This window comes from Roseovarius faecimaris (assembly GCF_009762325.1).
GTDB lineage: Bacteria > Pseudomonadota > Alphaproteobacteria > Rhodobacterales > Rhodobacteraceae > Roseovarius > Roseovarius faecimaris.
This window is the reverse complement of record NZ_CP034348.1, coordinates 3,547,312-3,567,126: the sequence shown is the minus strand read 5'-3', so window position 1 is coordinate 3,567,126 and position 19,815 is coordinate 3,547,312. Positions and strand designations below refer to the sequence as shown.

Below are 19,815 nucleotides of genomic sequence, written 5' to 3'. Positions count from 1 at the left end.
AAGCACGCCTCGCCGCCCTTCGAGCATTCCGCAGCATCTTGTGAAATGGGCTCTGTACCAGATTTCGCCGCGCAACTCCTGAATGTCCGCATTTGATCAGGACCGGTCAGGCGATGCTGAGCTGGACGCCTGCGTCCTGATCCATATGGGCGAGCCACAAAAGGAAGTCGCGCACCGTGCCTTCGTAATCCTCTCCTGCCAGAGGCCCGGAGCCTGCGTGCGACGAGGCGAGTCCCACCTGCATCCATTCCAGTTTTTCCCGGTCCTCGCGGTTGACCTCGTTCCAGAGGGCAATGCGCTGATCAATCGTGTCGCCGTCCAGTTCATCGCCATAGACCGACATGGTCCAGCGCACCTCGATCTCGTCCACCTTGCGCGGGAAGATCGACAGCGACACCAGAAGGGTCGCCGCCTGGCTGGCCACCTGGTTGGGAAAGCGGGCGAAAAGGCTGGAGCGCTGGCGCTGCTCTGCGCTCAGCCCCGGAGCACCGGCCCCACGCGAGGGGATATCCTGCGGATAATTGGCGCAATAGCTGGTGAAGCCCGGGCCGGAGACGGATTTCCTGGCCAGCCCCGTGGGCGTGTAGCCATGCAGCGTCTGCGGGTGCACGACCGACAGGTGATAGCCTTCCATGAAATTCTCGACGAGGCATTTCCAGTTGCATTTCCAGGTTTCGGTCCCGGTGTAGACATGACGGAAATTGTCGGGCTCATAGGGCGAGACCATATCGTCCAGCGCTTTCGTGTCTGGGCCAAAGGGGGCCGCAGCGGGATCGAGAGACGTATAGATAAAGCCGCGCCAGAGCTGCACAGGGAAACTGGGCAGCTTGCAGTTTTTCTGATCGAAGCCTTCGTTTTTCATCCGCGCGGCGCGCAGCAAGGCCCCGTCATGGCCATAGGCCCAGGCGTGGTAGGAGCAGACAAAGCGGTTGGCGTTGCCCGAGCCTTCGGCCAGAGGCATGCCACGGTGGCGACAGACATTGGAGAGCACGCGAATCTCGCCATCGCCGCCGCGCACCACGATCAGCGGTTCGTTCAGCAATTGCACGGTGAAATAGTCGCCCGCCTGTGGCACCTCGTCGGCGCGCCCGAGGCAATACCAGCCGCGGCGCAGGAGCGTCTGGCATTCCCACTCGAAGAATTCGGGCGAGGTGTAGAAGATACCGGGCAGGCCAAAGGGCGCGTCAGGGGGCAGGGCGGCCAGCTCTTGCAGGGTCTGGCGCATCTGGGCGAGGTCGGTCATGGGCGGGCTCTGGGGTTACTCGTCGCCGGGCACGCCATAGCTGGGCGCGGCGGAGGGGTTGAGGGCACGGGTGATATAATCGTTCATTTGCGGGGCGTAGGCGGTCCAGAGGCTGCGCAGCGCGGCGACCGGGCAGCTTTCGGACCAGTCGACGCGCAGATCCACCAGCGGCCAGCTTTGCTCATCGGCCACCAGAAGGGCGGCGGAATGCACCGGCCCGGCCTCGCCGCCGCCTTTGGTCAGGCCTGCTTCCAGGGTACTCAGCAGGCGCTCGGGCAGGGGCAGGTCGGCATGGGCTTCGAAATGCTCCACCATCACCTGCGGGAGCTGGTCGGAGGCCAGAAGATTGCCTGCGCAAACAACCCCGTCGCCCACCGCATCGGCGTGAATGCCCAGAGAGTTGGGGCCGGAGAAAAGCCCGGTGCGCCCCTGGTGATCGACCACGGCAACCTGCCGGTATTCGGGGAAGGGCTCGCGGTCCATGACGGAGTTGAGCGCGGTCTGGGCATCGTCCCCGCCTGCGATCCAGTCGAGCACGTCATTGCCGATCGACGGCATGGTGACGTTCTGGGTGGCCACCGCGCCCACGCCTGCCTTTACCCAGGGACAGCGCGCGCCCACGGCGATGGAGCTGGTTGTGATGGCCACGCCCAGTTGTCCGGTGCGCGCGCAGCGGCCTGTCACGGAAAAGGTCATGCCGCCGCCCCGGGGCTGATCCGGGCGTTGAGATATTGCGCGAAGTCGTAATTGGGGCGTTCCAGATGGCTGAGATGGCCCGGCGCCGACATGGCCGAACAGAGCCCGCGATAGACCTTTTCGGTACAGCCGCGATCCTCGACATTCACCTCATCCAGCAGGGTCTTGAGGTCGGTGAAGTTCTGTTGTGCGTCGGCATCGTCCTTGTAATCGTCCGACATGCCGCCGCCGAAGCGGATATGCACCTTGCCGGGGCTGACGGGGTGCAGGGAGAGATACCAGAAATAGCCCGGCGTCAGCGTGATCAGCAGCGACGGGTAAATCGCAAGCAGGAAGGTGGTGCGCCGTTCCTCGCCCTTGAGCCGCGTGTTGTTCTTGTGCGCCATGGCGATGCGCAAGCTGTCGTCCTTGAGAATGGTGTGATAGTTGAAGGCGGGCAGGCCGGGGGGGCAGATCATGTCCTCGAGCTTCGAGAGCCCGCCGATCGTGCCCGCGTGGCAGACGGGCAGGTGATAGCTCTCCATGAAATTCTCGGCCAGCACTTTCCAGTTGGTGTCCCAGACATGCTCTTCATAGAAGGCTTCGGTGTAGTTGGTCATGTCGTAGCCCGCGACCATCTCCTCCACCTGTTTCAGCTGCTCGGCCACCGGCGGCGCGTCGGGGTTCAGCGTGACGAAGACCCAGCCGAGCCATTCTTCGCAGCGGATTTGCGGCAGCTTGTAGCTGTCCTTGCAGAAGCCCTCGTTCAGCGTCATCGCGGGGGCGCCGCGCAAGCTGCCGTCGAGGTTATAGGTCCAGGCGTGGTAGGGGCAGACGATGGAGCGGGTGTTGCCCCGGCCATGCAGCAGGGTGGACATGCGGTGCAGGCAGACATTGGACATGGCGCGCAGATCGCCGGCCTTGTCGCGGATCACGGCGATGGGCTGACCCGCCAGCTCGCAGGTCAGGTAGTCGCCGGAATTGGGCAGGGCCGAGGCGCGGCCGACGCAATACCAGTCCTTCGAGAAGATATGCTCCAGCTCAGCCTGCATGAAGGCGTCGGTGGTATAGACCGAGGGCGGCATGGCGCGGGCCTGCTCGAACGGCACCGACGTGTTCTGCCGCAGCTCTTCGATGGGGTCGATATGGTCTTTGGCCATTGGCGGTGGTCCTTCTCCCTGACGCGGGGCAGTCTGTCACTTCGTTGGCCGCTTTCGCAACTCTATTTGCGACGGGGTATGTCGTCGGCAAGGACTCGCGCGGCGGATCAGGGCTAGTGAAGGGCAAATGGCGGGTTCGAAAAGGAGGAATTTGCGAGGCAAGGGTGAGGATTTGCCGAAGGTGGGGTGTGAGCCCTTTGCGGACATGTGATGTGGGCGCATTGCGCGGACTCAAGGGCGAAGCCCGCCGCGCATCGCCGACGCGCCCCCACGCGGCGGCGATTGGGTTCAGCTTCGCGCATCACTCGGAATGCGTTCGGATGTGGCGGGGATAAAGTGCCCTGAATATCGGTTGGATCGCCCCCGCGCGCGTCGGCCATACCCGGCTCAGGGCCCGGAAAACCGAACGGCAGCAACGTCCCGCTAAGCCGTCATTCCCACCAAGCTCGTGATGAGAGGCCGAAGATCATCCGGTTGCGCTCCTACTTCTTCGCCCGCCAGGTATCGAGCCAGCGGGTAAAGCCGGCGCGCCGTTCCTGCACAGCATCACCGGCGGCGTCGAAGCCGTCTGAGATATCCTCGAACACCGGGTCGATCCGCCGTTGCCGGAAGCGCCGCAAGAGGCGCCAGATGAAAAGGACAATGGCGATAAATCCGGCGATGATCACGATGTTCAGCCACGGCACCCCCTTGGGCGCATCCGGGCCGGAGACCGCCCGCACGCCCACGGCGTTGGGATAGATCGACAGAAACTCGTTGCGCCAGCCGTAATGCTTGACCGCCACCCATTGCGGTGCGTCGGCGGTGGATTTGTTATCCGCCGCCTCGGCCTGAAGGTTCGCGGTGTCGAATTTGAAATAGGGCGGCCAGTGCCAGCCGGTATCCTCGTTGCGATAGACCATGATATCGCCCGAGTTGCGCACCGTCTGGATGAAGAACACATCGCGGTTGGGCGTGGTGGCATCGTTGCCCACATCCGCCGCCGCCCAGAAAAGCGAGTTTTCCCCGAAGTCGATCCGTTTTTCATAGGTGTCGGTCACCCGCACGATATCGACCTGTGGCAGGGTGTAGTGAAACACGGCCAGCACCAGCGTCCAGAAGGTGATCCAGAACACCCATTTCAGATATGTCAGCATCGCCCGGCCTCTTACGCGAAATTGGTGAGGTAGATGATGATGCACATCACCGTGAAGGGGATCACGTAGACCCCCAGGATCAGTTTGCGGCGGAGTGAGCCGTCATATTCCTCAAGCCCGGCGTCGATATAGGCGTCGAGATCGCCGGGCTTGCCCTCTTCCTCCCACCATTCGGCCAGTTTGCGTTTGCGGACCGAGCGTGAATAGAGAGAGAGGCACACATAGATGATCGTGAGTACCACGAAGCCGATCACCATCAGGCGCAGCATTGCAAGCATAGTCTATCCCCTTCTCACCGGGCCCCAGGGGCCGACGCGGTCGATCATGTCCTCATACTCGTCCGTTGTGCCGCGATGGGCCACCCAGGGGCCTCCGGGCCCGGTCTTGACCGGATCTTCCTTCATCACAGGCTCATGACCAAAGAGCGCCTCACGCGCGCCGACCTTGTCCACTTGATACTCGGTTTTGAGATATTCGACCACATAGTCCTTCTTGGTGTCCGACCAGCCATCGTAAAGCGCATAGAAAAGCTGCTTGTGGCAGATGAAAAGCTGGCGGAAATCTTTTGGGCTGAGCTGGCTCAGCAGCATGTTCACCAGATCCGCGTCGGCGTGGTTCGCGGCACGTAGCGTGTAGAAATAGGCCGGATCCTCCGAGGTGATGCGCGGCCAGCGGCCCTTGTTCTCGGCCCAGTTGACCAGCGCGGCGAGGGCGTGAAACTCATCCGGCAGCCTGTCGGCATGTTCGCGCGCGAGGCGGCGCATGTCGCGGGGCGCGCGGCGGCGCAGGTTGATGCCTTCGTCGGCCAGCGCGTCCACCAGGATGAAATCCATCTTCTGTTTCAGCACGGCGGCGGCGTCGATCCCGCGCGCTTTGACGATGGGTTCCACCAGCCCGTTCAGTTCAAGGAAATTGGCCAGCCGGTTGCGTTCGGAGAGGTCGATCACATAGTCGATGGGGATATGCTGAACCTCGTGGCGCGGCAGGCAGGTAATGGCGCCCGGCAGTTCCTGTTTCTGGAACACATAGATACCGCCGAAATGCTCGGTCCAGAAATTCTGCTGCTCAAATTCCATATGTTTCAGCATCACCGGATGGCGCAGTACATCGCCTGTCTGTTCGGCAAGGCCGATCATCTCGGCAATGAGCACATCGTCGAACCAGGCGTCATCCTCGGTCATGAAGCGGTCCACCTTGGTGTCCAGCTCCTCGGCCTTGGCGATGGCGCCGTTGGTCGTGTCGGCCTCGATGGTGATCTTGCGGATATCCATCAGGCGCGCGGGGTCGGGCATGTCATAAACGGAATTGACCAGCTCGCCTGCCACCGCATCGCGTGTGGTCAGCGAGAAGAGCGCCGCCTCGTTCTTCTCGATGAACTGCCGCAGGATGCCGCGCGAGGTGGAGAATTTGGCGTTGAGCAGCGGCGCGTCCTTCTGCGCGGTGGTGAGCAGAATGAACTGCCGGTTCACGCCCATATGGTTGAGGTAGAGATGATCATCGAGCTCATGGCCGATCTCGGGGGAGTAGCCGGAAATGTCGATGTAGAAATCGGTGAGTTTGGTCTGTTTGCCGGTGAGGTGTTTCAGGGCACGGTTATACCGCTCCACCAGCGCCGGGGAGGCGACGTGGATCAGATTGCCAAACATGAGGCCGGATTTGATGAGGCGTTTCATTTCACATACCAGCGTTTTTTACTCTGCTGAACCACCATTTCGTACTTTGAAAAAGCAGCTCTGCACTGAAAAAACTGAATTGGGGTATCGCTTGCATCGAGTATTTCTGCTTGGCTAAGCTGTGGTCTAGGTCCTTTGATTATCCCTAACGGTTTCAGTTCATGCGAGAAGTTTTTGTAAACGATATCGCCTTGCCCAGATTCACCTTTCATACTCCGCAGATTGCAAAACATCCTTGCTTCTTGTTCATAACGCCATGCTGAAAACTTCTTTGAGCAAAAATCGAAAAAAATTGAATCGTTCTGAGGCCGTGGAAACGAAAAGTTTTCTCCACGCTTTTCACGATCAGGAATGTATTCAACTGAAGTAAAGCATTCATTTGCAACAGAAAAAACCATACAAACCCCAGAACCGTTATTCGCGTAGTGGGCCCACATTAGTGGATGCCTCCAGTTGAACGAAAAGCAAATCAAACCAAAGTTGCTTTCGACCTGTTGAAGCCATTCCTCGTGCTCCTTCCGTACTTCTGAAGACTTCATGGAGAATGAAGCCAATTCAAACAGGTCGTTACACTTTGAAAAGCTAGAAACCTTCACTCTGCGATGCTGCAGGTTGGTTAAAGCATGCTCGGCTTTCGTGAAGTAGAACAAAGTGCTGCGGTTCTTATGCTCTTTCGAAAGCCACTTGACGTTTACAGTCACCCCTTCCCCTCCAAATACCGCCGCTTGGCCTCTTCCATCCGGCCCATTTCGCGCACGGCGTTTTCAATCGCCACCTCATCGGACTTGTCGGCATAGCGGAACTCGCTATCGGCATACCGGTTGATCTCCTGGATCACCATGTCGATGGTGATGGGCTTGCGCAGCTCCTCGATCATCCCCTTCTTCTCGTCATAAGATTTGAACAGAAAGAGGTCCGGCTCTTCCATCCATTCGTCGGGCAGCTCGAAATCCATGGCGCGGACCTTCACCGCGTCGGTGATGTTCTTGATCGCGCGGCCGGTGAAGCGGCTGTCGGCCTCCTGGATGCCCTTGAGATAGGTGCCCATCTTGGTGATCGTGTCGAGCTCGCCAATCTCGCCGCGCACCTTCTCATAGACCTTGAGCAGCCCGTCCTCATGCGGCTTGGAATGCGACTCGAAGGATTTGGCCACCGCCTTCCTGATCTCTTGCGCGGCGAACAGTTCGTGATCGCCTAGGGGTATGTCATGGTTCTTACCCATCAGGAGGTGCAGGATGTCGATATAATCCTCCCGCGTCTGCGGGCCGTCCACCAGAAACCGCGCGCCGGCGCGTTGGCGCAGGGCATCGTCCACCTTCTCGGGGTAGTTGGAGAACATGCCGAAGGTGCAGTTGCCCCGCACCACGGTGTTGGCCCCGGCAAAGCTTTCCATCAGCACGGCGGTGATCTCAAGCTGGCCCGCGCTCGACTGCCTGTCGCCGCGCTTGCCCGCAAGCTGGTCGATATCGTCGATGGTGCCAAAGCCGATCACGCCGGGGTCGATCACGTTGTTGACGAAAGCCTTGGCGTTCTGGGCCGATTTGCCCTGATAGCTGTCGATGCTCTCGGTCGACAGGTTCTGATAGCGGAAGGGGTAACCGGCCGTGTCGCAATAGCCCTTGATCAGCCCCGCCATCATCTGAATGAGGATGGTCTTGCCGGTGCCGGGCTGGCCATCGCCCATGAAGGTAAAGATGAAGCCGCCCAGCTCGGCAAAGGGGTTGAGCTTGCGGTCGAAATCATAGGCCATGAGCATCTTCGACAGCTTCAGCGCCTGATATTTGGCGATATGGTTGCCCACCACCTCATGCGGCTGCTTGAACGTCATGGTCAGGGTCGAGGATTTGGCCTTGGCCGACGCTTCAAACCCGCGAATGGTGAAATCGTCTGCCTCCACCCGCCAGCTGGCCCCGATGAAGGCTTCGAGACGCCCGGCATTCTGGGCGCGCAGGGCGATCTTTTTCATCAGCTGTTCGGCAAAGGCCGAGACGGTGGCGACAAGGCGGGCGTCGTCACCGGCATGTTTGGCGATGTCCTGGTCCAGCTCCCACAGCGCACCATGCAGGGCGAGCTGGGCATTGTCGGTCAGCACCTCCTCGACATCGCCCACCTCGACAGAGACCTCGGACCCGTGTGGGCCGAGCAGGAAGGCGGTGGCATTGGCAAAGACATGGGCCACGGCCAGCGCCTCGGCGCCCAGAAGCTCGGTAAACTCGGTCTTGCGGTTCTCCGCGAGAGAGCCTGCGAGGTTGGCGCGGCGCAGGTCGGCAAGACCCGTGGCCTCGGCATAGGTCTCGCCCACCGCCAGCGCGATGGCGAGCGCGCGGCGCAGGGCGTGCATGACGGTGGCCTGCAGGGGGGAGGTCAGCGGGTCGTCGCCATCCGCACTACTGATCCGCTCGATCAGGTGCACGCCCTCGGCCTTGGCGGTGGAGCGGGTGACCAGCCCCGGCGTGGTGGTGCGAAACCGCCGCCGCGTGCCGATACCGGAGGATTTCTCTTCCTGCGCGGCCTCGCTTGGCTTGCCGATGCGCGGCGTGTGGTCGAACCCGTCGAGCATGGCCACCGCCGCGTCGTAATGCTTGGCAATGTCCTCTTCGCGCAGCTCCATCGTGTCGGCGGTCAGGCTCATCTCAAATTCCCTTGTCTTTCATTGTTCCAAAAATACTCAATTCCACGGCCTGCCTAATAGCGCAGCACCCGGCCATTGGGGCTAACCACATATTTCGTCACCGATGCAAAGCCCGGCGGGTTCTTCTCGGCGAGCACCTGATAGGGCCGTTCGGGCAGAATGATCGAGCGTGTCATCCGCGTCGCGCCGGTATCGGCCCCGCGGCCAGAGAAGGGATCAAGCGCAAACACCTCGCGTTCCACCGTGCCGAACCAGCCGGATTTTTCCTGCGTCACGCGTTCGCTTTCCAGCACCTCGTCGGTCCAGGCCAGCGCCCAGTCCTGCCCCTGTGGCGCGTTGGCCTCGGCCAGCACATCACGGATCGGGCCCGTCTGTTGCGTGAAGGCGTGGGAATACATCGGCCCCATATGAAACCGGCGCAGGCGCTTGGGGTGCAGATCGTCGAACGCCTCGTCAAAACCGCGCGCGATGGTCAGAAGCTTCAGCCCGCCCAGCGATTGCCCCATCAGATGCGCTTGGCATTCGGGCCAGCGGCGCTGATCCTTGGGCAGGGGGGTGCGGCCGGTATCCTCAAGCTCCATCAGGTAGATCGTGGGCAGGTTGACCTGACTGTCATAGCTGGCCCAGTGGATCAGGTATTTGCGGCGCTCGTCGAAGCCTTCGAGCCAGAGAAGTTCGGGGTGGTTCTGCGCCCAGAAGAGATGCCCCTTCAGAAGCTCCTCGTAATAGAGCCGCTGCGACAGGGCGAATTGCAGCTTTGTGGGGATCGCCCGGGTGCCGATGATCTGTTCGACCATCTGTTGCTTGAGCGCCTTGACCGAGGGCGTGCCCGCCAGATGCGCCTTTGCCTGCTGGGCGTCATTGGCCATGACCAGAAGTTCGTTGAACACCGGAAAGCCGCTTTCCTGCACGTCCATCTGCAGAGAGCCGAAGAATTTGCCGGTGTCACGCCCGACCAGCAGATATTTCATCGAAAGCGCGCGGAAGGTATAGGCGATGCCCTGCACATAGGTGGTGAGGATCTCGACCTCGTTCTTGTTCAGCTCTCCCTCGGCCTGCATCACGGCGGCCACACGGGTGAGATGGCCGGTGATCTTGTCGAACTTGGCGAAGTAGCGGCGCGAGGCGAAGACATCCCTGAGGGCGATATGATCGGGTGCGGTGCTCATGCGGCTCCTTTGGCGTCTTTGTGGTCCTCGACCGCGCGTTCGGCCATATCGGCGCGCAGGGGGATCATGGCGGGCTGGCCGAGGATCAGATCGGCAAGCCGGTGATCGGTGGCGTCAACGGTGCGGTGCCAGGATTTGCGCGTCTCGGGTGTGGAAATGACAAGCGCCAGCAGATCGGCGAGTGACAGAAGCAGGCCCAGCGTGACGCTCATCACCCAGAGGAGTGCCATTGCGGCGAGCGGAAAGAGCAGGGCGGAGAGCGCCGTAAGACCCCCGGCAAAGACAAGCGCCTGGATCAGAGCCGCTGACCAGACGGTGCCCAGCAGCGCCTTGCCGATGACCGCGGTCAGAAGCCAGGTCAGGCCGAAGATGATCACAAGCGCCCGAGCGGTGCGTTTCAGCGGCTCTTTCGGTGCGCCGGGCATGGAGGGGTGGCGAGGGATGGGCCGATAGCCTGCGCGGCGGCGGGCGGTATCGGCGGCGTGGTGGATGAGGTCGATGGCGACGAAAAGGCCCACGACAAGGCCCAGCATGGGGTGCCACCAGACGGCCAGCCCGGCCACACCCGCATAGATCGCCGAGCGCACGGCAAAATCGGCCCAGGAGGGGGGAGGGGTGTGTTCAGCGGTCATCACGTCGTCCCCCGAAGGAGGTCCGGTGGTGGCGTCGCTGCCGTCGATGCGCAGCCTTCGCCATCAGGCCCCGTAGAGGTTCTTGTCGTGTTTCTCGATGATCTCCTGGAAGCGGCGGGCGAAGCGTTCATCGGCCTTGGCCTTGGCTTCCAGCACCTCGCGGGCAAAGACCATGTGATCCTCATGCGCTTCCATCATCTCGGCCATGCGCTGATTGGTGGCGGCCCCAATGCCCGCCATGGCGCTCTGCGCCTCCTGGTCGGTCTGCACGCCGATCTCGTTGATCCGGTGCGCCACGTCCTGCTGCTGCGCGGTTTTCAGCGATTTGGTCAGCGCATCATAGAGTACCACGCGCTGCTTGGTGTCGGTTTGCAGCTTGTTGATCAGGACCATCTGCGTGGCCGCCTGGTTCTGCAATGAATCGACCCAGGTCTTGCCCTTCTCGATATAGCGCTCCAGCGTCTGCGATTTGGCGAGCTTGACCTGCTCGTCCTGCACCTTCTGGTTATATTCGGCGTTCATCTCGGCCAGCTGGGTTTCCAGCTTGGTGCGCTCGGCGGCGTCCGTTTCGTTGGCGATTTTGTTTTCCAGCTGGATGATCTCGGGGTCCATCGCCTGGATGCCCGCGCGCAGGCTTTCCAGCTCGCCCACCACCGATTCACGCTCGTCCAGCGTCTCGCTGAGGTTGCTTTCCACCTTCACCTTCTGCTCTTCGAGGATGTTGAGCTGACCTTGCAGAAGCTGGGTGATCACGTCGGATTTCGAGATCAGATCCTGCAGCTTGTCGTCGATATTGGCGGTCTTGATCCGCTCCTGACGCATGCTGTCGGCCTTGTGCTTGGCGAAAATGCCGACAAAAGTTTCCCAGCCGGTCTTGGTGCGCATCTCGTCGAAATCCTTGGAGAAGGCGGCGGTGACATCATCGAGACCCATGATCAGCTCGGCGATGTTTTCGTTCATCACCTGGGTGTGGGCGTGCACATCTTCAAGCGAGGCGTTTTCGATATCGAGCATCGCATCCTCGCCGCCCTTGATCTTGGCGCGTGCGGTTTCGATCTTGGAGGTCAGCTCGGCAATTTTGGCCTGCGCCTGGGCGACCTGTTCCTGAGATTCCCGTACCTGCTGATCCAAATTCGCCATGCACCCTATCCTTTCAGAAAATCAATCAGTGTTGTGCCCAATATAGGCATTCCGAGGCCGAATCTAAGCGCAAAACGTGAGGGATGCAGCGGGAAAATGCGCCGGTTTCGTTGTTTTTCACGCGTTTTGAGCCGCGAAACAGCCTGTCAGGGCTGGTGAGCGGCCCTCAGCGCGCATCCTCGCGCAGAATGTCGCCGGCCTTCTCGCCGACCATGATCGCAGGGGCGTTGGTATTGCCCGACGGGATGGTCGGAAAGATCGACGCATCGGCCACGCGCAGGCCGTCCACCCCATGCACCCGGAGCCGTGCATCGACCACCGCATCGGCCGGGTCCGTGCCCATGCGCGCGGTGCCGCTCTGGTGAAACACCGTCCAGCAATCGCCGCGGATATGATCGAGGATGGCCTCGTCCCCGTCGAGCGCGGGACCGGGCGCCATTTCCCGGATGATCTGGGCGTTCAGGCTCGGTGTGGCGGTCATGCGCCGGATCAGGCGGAACCCGTCCAGCATCATCCGGCAATCCTCTTCGGTGGCAAGGTAATTGGGATGCATCGCGGGCGGTGTGAACGGATCGGGCGAAGCGATCTCAAGATGCCCGCGCGAGGTGGGTTTGCAGGGGTTGAAGCCAAGCCGGAAGGCCGGGAACGGGTCCGGGTTCATCAGCGGGCGGGTGCCCACGGGCGCCCGGGCATAGCTGAGCGGCGAGAAGTACAGTTGCAGGTCGGGCGCGCCGTCTCCGTCGGCAAGCCGCACGAAGCCGCCGCCATGATTGAGGCTCATCGACAAGACGCCCTTGCGGGTCAGCACATAGCGCAGCCCCTCGCGCAGCTTGCCCCACCACGGGCGCAACACCTGATTGAGGCTGGGCTGGGCCGCTTCGAACAGCAGATCGACGCCAAGATGATCGGCCAGGTTCCGGCCCACATGGGGGCTGTCCTTGATCACCTCGATCCCGTGGCGTTGCAGAAGCGCGCCGGGGCCGATGCCCGAGAGTTGCAAAAGCTGCGGCGTGTTGATCGCCCCGCCGCACAGCACCACCTCGCGCCGCGCCGTGGCGACGTGCGTTTGCCCGTTCCGGACATAGCGCACCCCGGTCGCGCGCTGATCTTCGATGATCACCTGCGTGACATGCGCGCCGGTCACGATGCGCAGGTTGGGGCGTTTGCGCGCCGGTCCGAGATAGGCGGCGGCGGTGGAGGCGCGCACCCCGTCGCGGGTGGTGATCTGGTAGAAGGCGGCCCCCTCCATCGCCTCGGCGTTGTAGTCGGGGTTGAAGGGGATGCCGGCCTCGTCCGCGCCTGCGACATAGGCGCGAACAAGCGGGTGCATCGCGTCGGACACATCCGTGACCGTCAGCGGCCCGCCGGTGCCGCGCGCCGGGTGCGCAGGGCCGCGCCAGTCTTCCATGCGTTTGAACACCGGGGCGACGTGGTCCCATCCCCAGCCGGGAGCCACCTCGGCCCATTCGTCGTAATCCGCCTTGTGGCCACGCACATAGACCATCGCGTTGATCGAGGACGATCCGCCCAGAACCTTGCCGCGCGGCCAGTACATCTGACGGTTCTTGATATTGGGGTCCGCGGCGGTTTCGTATTTCCAGTTGAACCGCTTGTCGTAATAGGCCTTGCCATAGCCGATGGGCATGACAATCCAAGGATGACGCCCGCGCCCGCCGGCTTCAAGCAGAAGGACCGTGGCGCGCGCGTCTTCCGACAGGCGTGCGGCCAGGGCGGCCCCGGCCGATCCGGCCCCGACAAGGATGTAGTCATAGGTTGTCATCTGCGCATCAGCCTGCTGTTCGGGTCTTGCCCGGGCAGACATTCGTTATTTTTTGGCGCGATGCAATGGGGTGTTGTCCGGCCGGAGGCTCCGACCGGACAAAGGGCGTTCAGCCAAGCCGCGACACCGGGCGCGCGGGCTGCCAGGAGGCCCGGCCGGCACCGACCTTCTCGGGGCCGACGGGCGCGTCATGCCATTTGTCGGGGCGCGGCAGGGTGAGCGGGGCGGCCCGCAGGAAGGCCTGCACATCGCTGGCCTCCGCCTGCGGGTCGAACTGCCCGGCAAGCCAGCTTTCGATCAGCCAGCGCGTCGCGCAGGCACAGGAAAAGCTGGTGCCCTGCATGGCGGCCACCGAGCCGTCGCTGGCCCCGTCCGACAGGAGGCCGAAATGCGCGGCGCCGTCATCGGCGGGGAAGCTGACCGTCGGCGCGCCGCGCCCGCCCGCATGGACCGGGTGGCCGATGCCGCTGGCCGAATAGGGCGCGGGCCGCCCGTCGGTTTCGCGGTGGCCCGCGATGGTCGCGACATAGCGGTTGGCGGCGTAGGAATTGAGCGTGCCCCGCCGCCGGAGCGTTGCGCTGCGATCGAGGTTGGGGGCCGGTGATGCGCCATCGACATAGGCGAAGGTATCGGCCTCGCGACCGCTCTGCTCGAACAGCATGTAGTCCGCCGCTTCGAAATAGGAGCGCCGGGCGTTGCGTTGCCCCGGCAGCGTCGCCTGATCGGTCTGGATCGTGGCGCGTACGGTATGGGCCGTGTCGCCCGAATTGCGGAAACGGATGGTCCATTTGCCCGCCGCCGCGCCCACCTTGCCGCCCTTCATGAAATGATCGGGGGCCAGGCAGATGAGGTAGCGAAAGCGCACCGAGGCCCCGTCTTCGGGCTCCACCGCGTCGCAATAGACCCGGCCAAGGCCGCCCGTTAGTTCGGTGATCTGGCCCGAGGCGGCGGGCTGAAACGCACCCGCCGTGCCGCCGGGGGGCACCACGTCGATGTCGATGGGCGCCAGAACCGTGCCGGTGGTCAGCAGCTTCTCGACCCAGATTTCGACGAAGTTCGACGTGTCGTCATCGGGCTGTATGCGCCAGTCAAGCGCCTGCTCGTCGCCGGGCTGAAGCTCGAACCGGGCATGCACGCGCGACAGGTTGTCGTTGCCCGCGGGCAGGATCGCGTTGAATTTGGCCTGTCCGAGGATCTGGTCCGCTTCCGAGAGCCGCCGGGCCTCGCGCACGAAAACCTGTCGTTCGTCCTTGGCCCCGGCCTGTTTGCCGAAGGAGATGTTGAGAAGAAGCGGCGGCGGGGTGGCCGCCAGCCCCGACGCATTGCTGATCCGGGCATGCATCTCGACGATCCAGCGCATCGCGTAGACAAGGTAATAGTCCAGAAACGCCCCGCCTTCGCCATAGGCGCTGGCGGGCGGCAGGTTGACCACCAGAAGGCGCACGCGGTCGCTGAACGGCGCGTCGCGGACCGGGTCGGCCCCGGCTACAAGGCCCATCACATGGGTGCCATGCGCCTCGGACGTGGCCAGCGCATGCAGGCCGTCAGGGCGCGCCATATCCACCAGATGCGCGGCCCGGTTGAACCCGTCCTGATCGAGCGGGCGGGTGAGGTCGCCGTCTGAGCTGTGCTGCGCCAGAAGGCTGTTGATGTCGCTTTCCATGAGCTGGGCGCCAAAGGGCAGATGCCCCGGCCCGCCGCCCCAGGGCGCGCCCTGCTGCCAGGAGGCGAGAACACGCGTGCTGCCGTCCGCCTGCCGGAACCGGCGATGGCCCAGGCCGATATCCACATCGATCACCCCGGCAATCAGCGTGTCCGCGCCAACCGTGGGATAGTTCGCATTCTCCGGCAACCAGCCCCCGGCGCCGTCGATGCTGTTCAGGAAGTCCGGGTTGGCCGAGCTGTCGGGCACCGGGAACACCGGCCAGTCAGCCCCGCTGCCCCCCGGCATGAAGGCGGACGGATCGTGGCCAAGGGCGGTGAAATCGGCAAGGCTGCCTTGCAGCGCATCGAAGTCATCCATCCGTCTGAGCGACGGGGTCATGCGCATCGGGGACGGCCCTGCGCCCAGCCCGTGCTGCATCAGCCACCAATTGACATAAGGCGACGTGACCATGCGGGGATGGTCACGCCAGGGGGTCCAGGTGCTCATGAGCCTGTTCCGGTGGTGCCGGATCGGCCATCGCGGCGCTGCCATTCGCCCCGCGCCTTGAGCCAGCGCTTTTGCAGGATCGCCAGCGGATCGGGCGATTTGCTGCTGGCGCGGCCCTTGATCACCGGCTCCAGCGCGGCGCGGTTAAAATCAGCCTCGGGGGCCGCATTGGGATCAAAGCCGAAGCTGCGCAGCGGCGTGCCGTTGGCGATGAAGGCCACCGCCGTGCCGATGGCACAGCCCAGAGCGGCCCCGGCAGCCGAATCCACCGGGTAATGGACGCCCGCCACCGTGCGGTTGACGGCGATGCGCTGGGCCACGTGGAAGGTGGGCCGGTCCGCGGCAAGGCTCTCGCCCGGGGTCTCGCCATATTCAAGCTGCGAGAGCGCCGTTGCGATGGCGAAGCTTTCGGTCGAATGGCCTGACGGATAGGTGCTGTGTGGCGGTGTGTCGATCATCGGCATCACCTTGTCGGAAAACTCGACAGGCCGCGGCGAGCGCATCAGGTGCTTGATCTGCTGCTCAAGAAGGATCGTCACCTCATGCACCAGGATCAGCATCTCGTAGGTATGCCGCCGCTTGGGCAGATCGAAGGGGCGCACCGCGGAAAAGGCCGAGGTGATCTCTTCGGCCTGCAGCAGGATCTCGCCGGCGCGGTCGGCCCGAAGATCGGCATAGGCGCGGAGCCATGTCATCTGCGTGCCGAGCGTGGAAAGGCTGGGCTTCTGGATGGTGCAGATCTTGGCCCCGTCGCATTTCAGCGTGACATGCGGCACGCCGTCGGTGCTGCCCTGTTCGATGCCAAAGCGGGCCAGGATCTGCGGCAGGATCACCTCGATCCGGCGGTCCGATGGCAGGTAGTCCAGATCGAGCGCGTCGGGTTCCCAGTCGAAGCTGTTATTGCCTGCGGGCGGGTCCCAATACCCGGCCAGCGCATCATGGATGGCAAGGCGTGCATCGGCGACGAGCCCTTCGTCCTCGGCCATGCCGCGCCCGCCGCCCCGGCCACCGCCCCGTCCGCCACCGCGCCCGCCGCCCCGGCCGCCACCACGGCCACCGCCGCGCCCGCCGCCCCGGCCTCCCCCGCGGCCACCGCCACGTCCGCCACCGGCTGCGTTTTCTGAAAAGCTCATTGGTCGTGCTCCCTGAAATGATTTTTCCCCATTCCGCCAGCTTCCGGGCGAAGCTGGCGCAGCGTCAAGAAAAACTGCAACGATTCACGGTTTCTTCACGCTTGTTGCACGCTGCCCTGTATTCGGACGCGAAAAACGCAGGTGGATTCGGCAAATCTCTGGTATCAAAGACAAATGAATCGCAAATCCGATAAACTGACCCTGCGCCTGTCTGGCCAGTTCCGGGTCACCAATGCCGCCGGGGAGGACATCACCCCGGGGGCCAAGAAGGCGCAGGCGCTGTTGGCGCTTCTGGCCACGTCGAAGGATTTGCAGCGCACGCGTTCGTGGTTGCAGGACAAGCTGTGGAGCCTCAGTGACGGGCCGCGCGCGGCCGCCAGCCTGCGCCAGACACTAACCGCCATTCGCCGCGATCTGGGCGAACATGCCGATGTTCTGAGCGCCACGCGGCAGGTGGTCAGCCTCGATCCCGCCAGCGTTGCGGTGGAGTGGGACAAGGACGCCAGGCCGGGCGGCGCAGAGTTCCTTGAAGGGTTCGAGCTTCAGGACCCGGAATTTGCCGACTGGCTGCAGACGATGCGCGGCAAGGTGTTGGCGGTACAGGCGCCTCAGTCCGCGGCGGCGCAGCGCGCATCGCGGTTTGGCAGCGGGCGCTGGAAGCTCGTCCTGCTGAGCGGGCCGGATTCGGTGTCCACGTCCTATCACCTGGAATGCGAGTTCATCGACCTGCTGACGCGTAACCTGAATGAAAATGGCGAGATCGAGCTTTTGTATTCGGTGCCCGATCATCCCGGGGACAATGTCTTTGTCGTCGATGTCAACGCGGTGCAGCCGGGTGAGGGGCAGATCGGGCTCAGGATCAGTGCGCGCCATGCGGTGGAGAACCGCGTCTTCTGGAGTGAGAGCGCGAAATCGTCCAAAGCTTCGGGGTCGATCGAGCAGAGCCTTGACCTTCTGAACCTGGCGTTCCGCCTTCAGACGGCGGTGCACAAGGAAATCATGATGCTCACCGGTAGCGGCACGGACGGGCTGTTTCCGCCGGTGCTGCTGGGCACGGCGATCCCGCAGATTTTCTCGTTCAAGCCGGGGGAGGTGGCGCGCGCCTCGCAGCTTCTGGACGAATGCCTGGACGAACGCAACGCGGCGACCTTCTGGGGGTGGCAGGCGCAGATCGCGGTGATCAACCTGATCGAGCGGTTCACCGACGCGCCGGAGGCGTGTATCGAGAAGGGCAAGGCGCTGGCGGCGAAAGCGGTCGAAGCGGACCCGATGAATTCGATGGTGCTGAGCACGGCGGCCAATGCGCAGATTCTGCTGGACTGGGATATTGCCGCGGGCGGGGAACTGGCCAGCCTGGCCATCAGGGTGAACCCGTCCAACCCGTTTGGATGGTGGTCCTATGCCAATGCGGCGCTCTATTCTGATCAGGCGGAAAAGTCGCTTCAGGCGGCCCAGATCGCATCAAAGCTTTCGGCCAAGTCGCCGCTGCAATTCTGGTGCGATTTTCAGGTCGGGCTGGCGGCGCTCAATATGGGGGATCTGAAGCTGGCGGTGCGCTCGCTTGAGATTTCTGCCGCGCTTGCCCCGCGTTTCCGCCCGCCCCGGCGCTATCTGCTGGCGCTCTATTCGCATCTCGGACAGGTCGAAAATGCCGAACGCACCATGCAGCAGCTCAAGCGACTGGAACCGGGATTTTCGCTCGATGCGTTTCTGAATGACCCGGATTATCCGATCAGCCTCGCCAAGCGGGCCAAGATCATCGACAGCCGGGTGATCGCGCAGCTGACCGATCAGAGCTGAGGCGCGTCAGAAGTCGAAAATCTGCTCGGCATGCCGGTCGAGATAGATGCGCAGCCAGGGGGTGAAGGTCTCGGGTTCCGTGGCGACGCGCTCTTTGAGCGCCTGCAGCGATATCCATTCGGTCTGCATCACTTCTTCGGGGTTGGGGTTGGGGTCTATCTGCGCCTCGACGCGCGAGACAAAGATATCCACCAGTTCGTTCTCGGTCATGCCGCCGCCCACGTCGGCGCGATATTTGATCTGTTCGCGATGCTCCAGGGTCAGCCCGGTCAGGCCAAGCTCTTCTTCGAGGCGGCGACGGGCGCAGCTATCCGGATCTTCGCGCCAGTGCGGGTGCGTGCAGCAGGTATTCGCCCACAGACCGGGCGTGTGATATTTGCCAAGCGCCCGGCGCTGGATCAGCAGGTGATCGTCACAGAGAACAAAGACCGATACCGCCTTGTGCAAAAGGCCGCGGCGGTGCACTTCGATCTTGTCCATGGCAATCAAATTGGTGCCAAGCCAGGCCGGAATGGTCTGGGGGGGCGTTGTGTCGGGCATATTACTTCTATATTTCAGGCGCTTCGAGTGGTGTGTCTGGTTTACAGGCGCGACTGTCAGAAGGCTAGTAGGGTAAACCTGACCCTGACAATCGGCATTAACCTGCCCACTCTCCTGTGTCCGCAAGCCGACGCAGGAGGGCGCCGGTGCGGTCCGGGCTGACGAGGGCCGCGCGCACCAGCGCATCGAAGCGGGCGGTGAAGGCGGCGATCTGTTCGCGCCCGGTGAGCACCAGATAGGCCTCTCCGATATAGAGTGCGACGCGCTGGCGTCCGAAGACGGTGAAGGGCGACGAGTAATTGGCCTGCCCGTCATAAAGATGCAGCCTGAGCGCGGGGAAGCGGGCATCGCAGGTTTCGGCCATATGCTCAAGCTGCCGGGCGCATTCCGCTGGGCAGGCCCCGCGCCAGAGCCCGGATTGCGTGGCAAGGTCCTGAAGGGTCTGCACGGGCATGGCGATCTCGATATCCAGATCGTTCCGGATCACCCCGTCGAGCACGTTTTCCTCGCGCGGCTGGCGCGGAGTCGGGGCGTCAGCCTCGGGCGTGTCGCTGAGTTGAAGCGTATCGGGCAGGGTGGAGGGCACGTAGCGCAGCTTTTGCCCCTCGGCCTCGCGGTGCCAGGCATGCAGGGGCGAGCGGCGCGGGTCGTCGGCCTGCTCGATCTGAAAGCTGGGGGCGACCTGCTGTCGGCCTTCGGGGGCGTTTTCCAGGCCCAGAAGCCAATCCACCGACACGCCGCGTGCCTCGCCGATGCGGCGCAGGGTTTCGGCGCGCGGCAGCCGGTCGATACTGGGGTCGAGGAACTGGCTGAGGGCCGAGCGATCCATGCCGGTGTCGCGCAGAAAACCCGCAACCCCCTTGGTCTCGGCGGCGAGAAGCTGCGCGAGGCGGTCCCGGAAAAGAGCGCAAAGCTGGCGTTTGTCCATATCTGAGGGGTAGGCGAGATAG

17 protein-coding genes are annotated in these 19,815 nt (G+C 63.0%); 1 reads left to right on the top strand and 16 read right to left on the bottom strand.

Going from position 1 to position 19,815, the window contains the following annotated elements; genetic code table 11:
- Positions 1–106: 106 nt before the first annotated feature.
- The 14 genes from EI983_RS17805 to EI983_RS17740 form a co-directional block, all read right to left on the bottom strand.
- The gene (locus EI983_RS17805; RefSeq protein ID WP_157708687.1) at positions 107–1,243 is read right to left on the bottom strand and encodes an aromatic ring-hydroxylating oxygenase subunit alpha; all 1,137 of its coding nucleotides are present in this window, start codon (positions 1,241–1,243) and stop codon (positions 107–109) included.
- Between the two features lie 15 nt (positions 1,244–1,258).
- Positions 1,259–1,939, bottom strand: coding sequence for a DUF1028 domain-containing protein (locus tag EI983_RS17800; protein WP_157708686.1), 681 nt, complete (start codon positions 1,937–1,939; stop codon positions 1,259–1,261).
- A complete protein-coding gene (locus EI983_RS17795; RefSeq protein WP_157708685.1) occupies positions 1,936–3,078 on the bottom strand; it encodes an aromatic ring-hydroxylating oxygenase subunit alpha in 1,143 nt (380 codons plus the stop codon). Before EI983_RS17795 ends, EI983_RS17800 begins: the two co-directional genes overlap by 4 nt.
- A gap of 482 nt (positions 3,079–3,560) precedes the next feature.
- On the bottom strand, positions 3,561–4,211 hold the full coding sequence (locus tag EI983_RS17790; RefSeq protein WP_157709147.1) for a DUF1523 family protein: 651 nt from the start codon (positions 4,209–4,211) through the stop codon (positions 3,561–3,563).
- Positions 4,212–4,225: 14 nt separating this feature from the next.
- On the bottom strand, positions 4,226–4,492 hold the full coding sequence (locus EI983_RS17785; protein ID WP_157708684.1) for a hypothetical protein: 267 nt from the start codon (positions 4,490–4,492) through the stop codon (positions 4,226–4,228).
- Positions 4,493–4,495: 3 nt separating this feature from the next.
- Positions 4,496–5,887 (bottom strand): DUF6638 family protein, encoded by a 1,392-nt coding sequence (locus EI983_RS17780; protein ID WP_157708683.1) that lies wholly within the window; start codon positions 5,885–5,887, stop codon positions 4,496–4,498.
- On the bottom strand, positions 5,884–6,588 hold the full coding sequence (locus EI983_RS17775; protein ID WP_157708682.1) for a DUF2971 domain-containing protein: 705 nt from the start codon (positions 6,586–6,588) through the stop codon (positions 5,884–5,886). Before EI983_RS17775 ends, EI983_RS17780 begins: the two co-directional genes overlap by 4 nt.
- The gene (locus tag EI983_RS17770; RefSeq protein WP_157708681.1) at positions 6,585–8,519 is read right to left on the bottom strand and encodes an AAA family ATPase; all 1,935 of its coding nucleotides are present in this window, start codon (positions 8,517–8,519) and stop codon (positions 6,585–6,587) included. Before EI983_RS17770 ends, EI983_RS17775 begins: the two co-directional genes overlap by 4 nt.
- 53 nt (positions 8,520–8,572) lie before the next feature.
- Positions 8,573–9,688 carry a hypothetical protein gene (locus EI983_RS17765; protein ID WP_157708680.1) on the bottom strand — a complete coding sequence of 372 codons (1,116 nt, stop codon included), beginning with the start codon at positions 9,686–9,688 and terminating at the stop codon, positions 8,573–8,575.
- Entirely contained in the window at positions 9,685–10,320 is a 636-nt protein-coding gene (locus EI983_RS17760; protein WP_157708679.1) for a hypothetical protein, read from the bottom strand. Before EI983_RS17760 ends, EI983_RS17765 begins: the two co-directional genes overlap by 4 nt.
- Positions 10,321–10,383: 63 nt before the next feature.
- Positions 10,384–11,460 (bottom strand): coiled-coil domain-containing protein, encoded by a 1,077-nt coding sequence (locus tag EI983_RS17755; RefSeq protein ID WP_157708678.1) that lies wholly within the window; start codon positions 11,458–11,460, stop codon positions 10,384–10,386.
- A gap of 166 nt (positions 11,461–11,626) precedes the next feature.
- A complete protein-coding gene (locus EI983_RS17750) occupies positions 11,627–13,240 on the bottom strand; it encodes a GMC family oxidoreductase (RefSeq protein ID WP_157708677.1) in 1,614 nt (537 codons plus the stop codon).
- A gap of 109 nt (positions 13,241–13,349) precedes the next feature.
- Complete coding sequence (locus tag EI983_RS17745) at positions 13,350–15,392, bottom strand: S8/S53 family peptidase (RefSeq protein WP_157708676.1); 2,043 nt, start codon at positions 15,390–15,392, stop codon at positions 13,350–13,352.
- Positions 15,389–16,525: a phosphatase PAP2 family protein gene (locus EI983_RS17740; RefSeq protein ID WP_198389336.1), complete on the bottom strand. Its 1,137-nt coding sequence runs from the start codon at positions 16,523–16,525 to the stop codon at positions 15,389–15,391. Before EI983_RS17740 ends, EI983_RS17745 begins: the two co-directional genes overlap by 4 nt.
- Positions 16,526–16,699: 174 nt before the next feature.
- Between EI983_RS17740 and EI983_RS17730 the strand changes: the two genes are divergently transcribed.
- Positions 16,700–18,325, top strand: coding sequence for an AfsR/SARP family transcriptional regulator (locus tag EI983_RS17730; protein ID WP_157708673.1), 1,626 nt, complete (start codon positions 16,700–16,702; stop codon positions 18,323–18,325).
- A 6-nt stretch (positions 18,326–18,331) separates the two neighbouring features.
- Here the strand turns inward: EI983_RS17730 and idi are convergent, their stop codons facing one another.
- Together idi and EI983_RS17720 are read right to left on the bottom strand one after the other, a co-directional pair.
- On the bottom strand, positions 18,332–18,865 hold the full coding sequence (gene idi / locus EI983_RS17725; protein WP_157708672.1) for an isopentenyl-diphosphate Delta-isomerase: 534 nt from the start codon (positions 18,863–18,865) through the stop codon (positions 18,332–18,334).
- 97 nt (positions 18,866–18,962) lie between these two features.
- Positions 18,963–19,793 carry a Scr1 family TA system antitoxin-like transcriptional regulator gene (locus EI983_RS17720; RefSeq protein WP_157708671.1) on the bottom strand — a complete coding sequence of 277 codons (831 nt, stop codon included), beginning with the start codon at positions 19,791–19,793 and terminating at the stop codon, positions 18,963–18,965.
- Positions 19,794–19,815: the final 22 nt, after the last annotated feature.

Coding starts and splice junctions, on each gene's coding strand:
- EI983_RS17765 (WP_157708680.1), bottom strand. CDS start 9,688: ATGAGCACCGCACCCGATCATATCGCCCTCAGGGATGTCTTCGCCTCG.
- EI983_RS17780 (WP_157708683.1), bottom strand. CDS start 5,887: ATGAAACGCCTCATCAAATCCGGCCTCATGTTTGGCAATCTGATCCAC.
- EI983_RS17785 (WP_157708684.1), bottom strand. CDS start 4,492: ATGCTTGCAATGCTGCGCCTGATGGTGATCGGCTTCGTGGTACTCACG.
- EI983_RS17745 (WP_157708676.1), bottom strand. CDS start 15,392: ATGAGCACCTGGACCCCCTGGCGTGACCATCCCCGCATGGTCACGTCG.
- EI983_RS17750 (WP_157708677.1), bottom strand. CDS start 13,240: ATGACAACCTATGACTACATCCTTGTCGGGGCCGGATCGGCCGGGGCC.
- EI983_RS17800 (WP_157708686.1), bottom strand. CDS start 1,939: ATGACCTTTTCCGTGACAGGCCGCTGCGCGCGCACCGGACAACTGGGC.
- EI983_RS17795 (WP_157708685.1), bottom strand. CDS start 3,078: ATGGCCAAAGACCATATCGACCCCATCGAAGAGCTGCGGCAGAACACG.
- EI983_RS17770 (WP_157708681.1), bottom strand. CDS start 8,519: ATGAGCCTGACCGCCGACACGATGGAGCTGCGCGAAGAGGACATTGCC.
- EI983_RS17805 (WP_157708687.1), bottom strand. CDS start 1,243: ATGACCGACCTCGCCCAGATGCGCCAGACCCTGCAAGAGCTGGCCGCC.
- EI983_RS17755 (WP_157708678.1), bottom strand. CDS start 11,460: ATGGCGAATTTGGATCAGCAGGTACGGGAATCTCAGGAACAGGTCGCC.
- EI983_RS17720 (WP_157708671.1), bottom strand. CDS start 19,793: ATGGACAAACGCCAGCTTTGCGCTCTTTTCCGGGACCGCCTCGCGCAG.
- EI983_RS17740 (WP_198389336.1), bottom strand. CDS start 16,525: ATGAGCTTTTCAGAAAACGCAGCCGGTGGCGGACGTGGCGGTGGCCGC.
- EI983_RS17730 (WP_157708673.1), top strand. CDS start 16,700: ATGAATCGCAAATCCGATAAACTGACCCTGCGCCTGTCTGGCCAGTTC.
- idi (WP_157708672.1), bottom strand. CDS start 18,865: ATGCCCGACACAACGCCCCCCCAGACCATTCCGGCCTGGCTTGGCACC.
- EI983_RS17760 (WP_157708679.1), bottom strand. CDS start 10,320: ATGACCGCTGAACACACCCCTCCCCCCTCCTGGGCCGATTTTGCCGTG.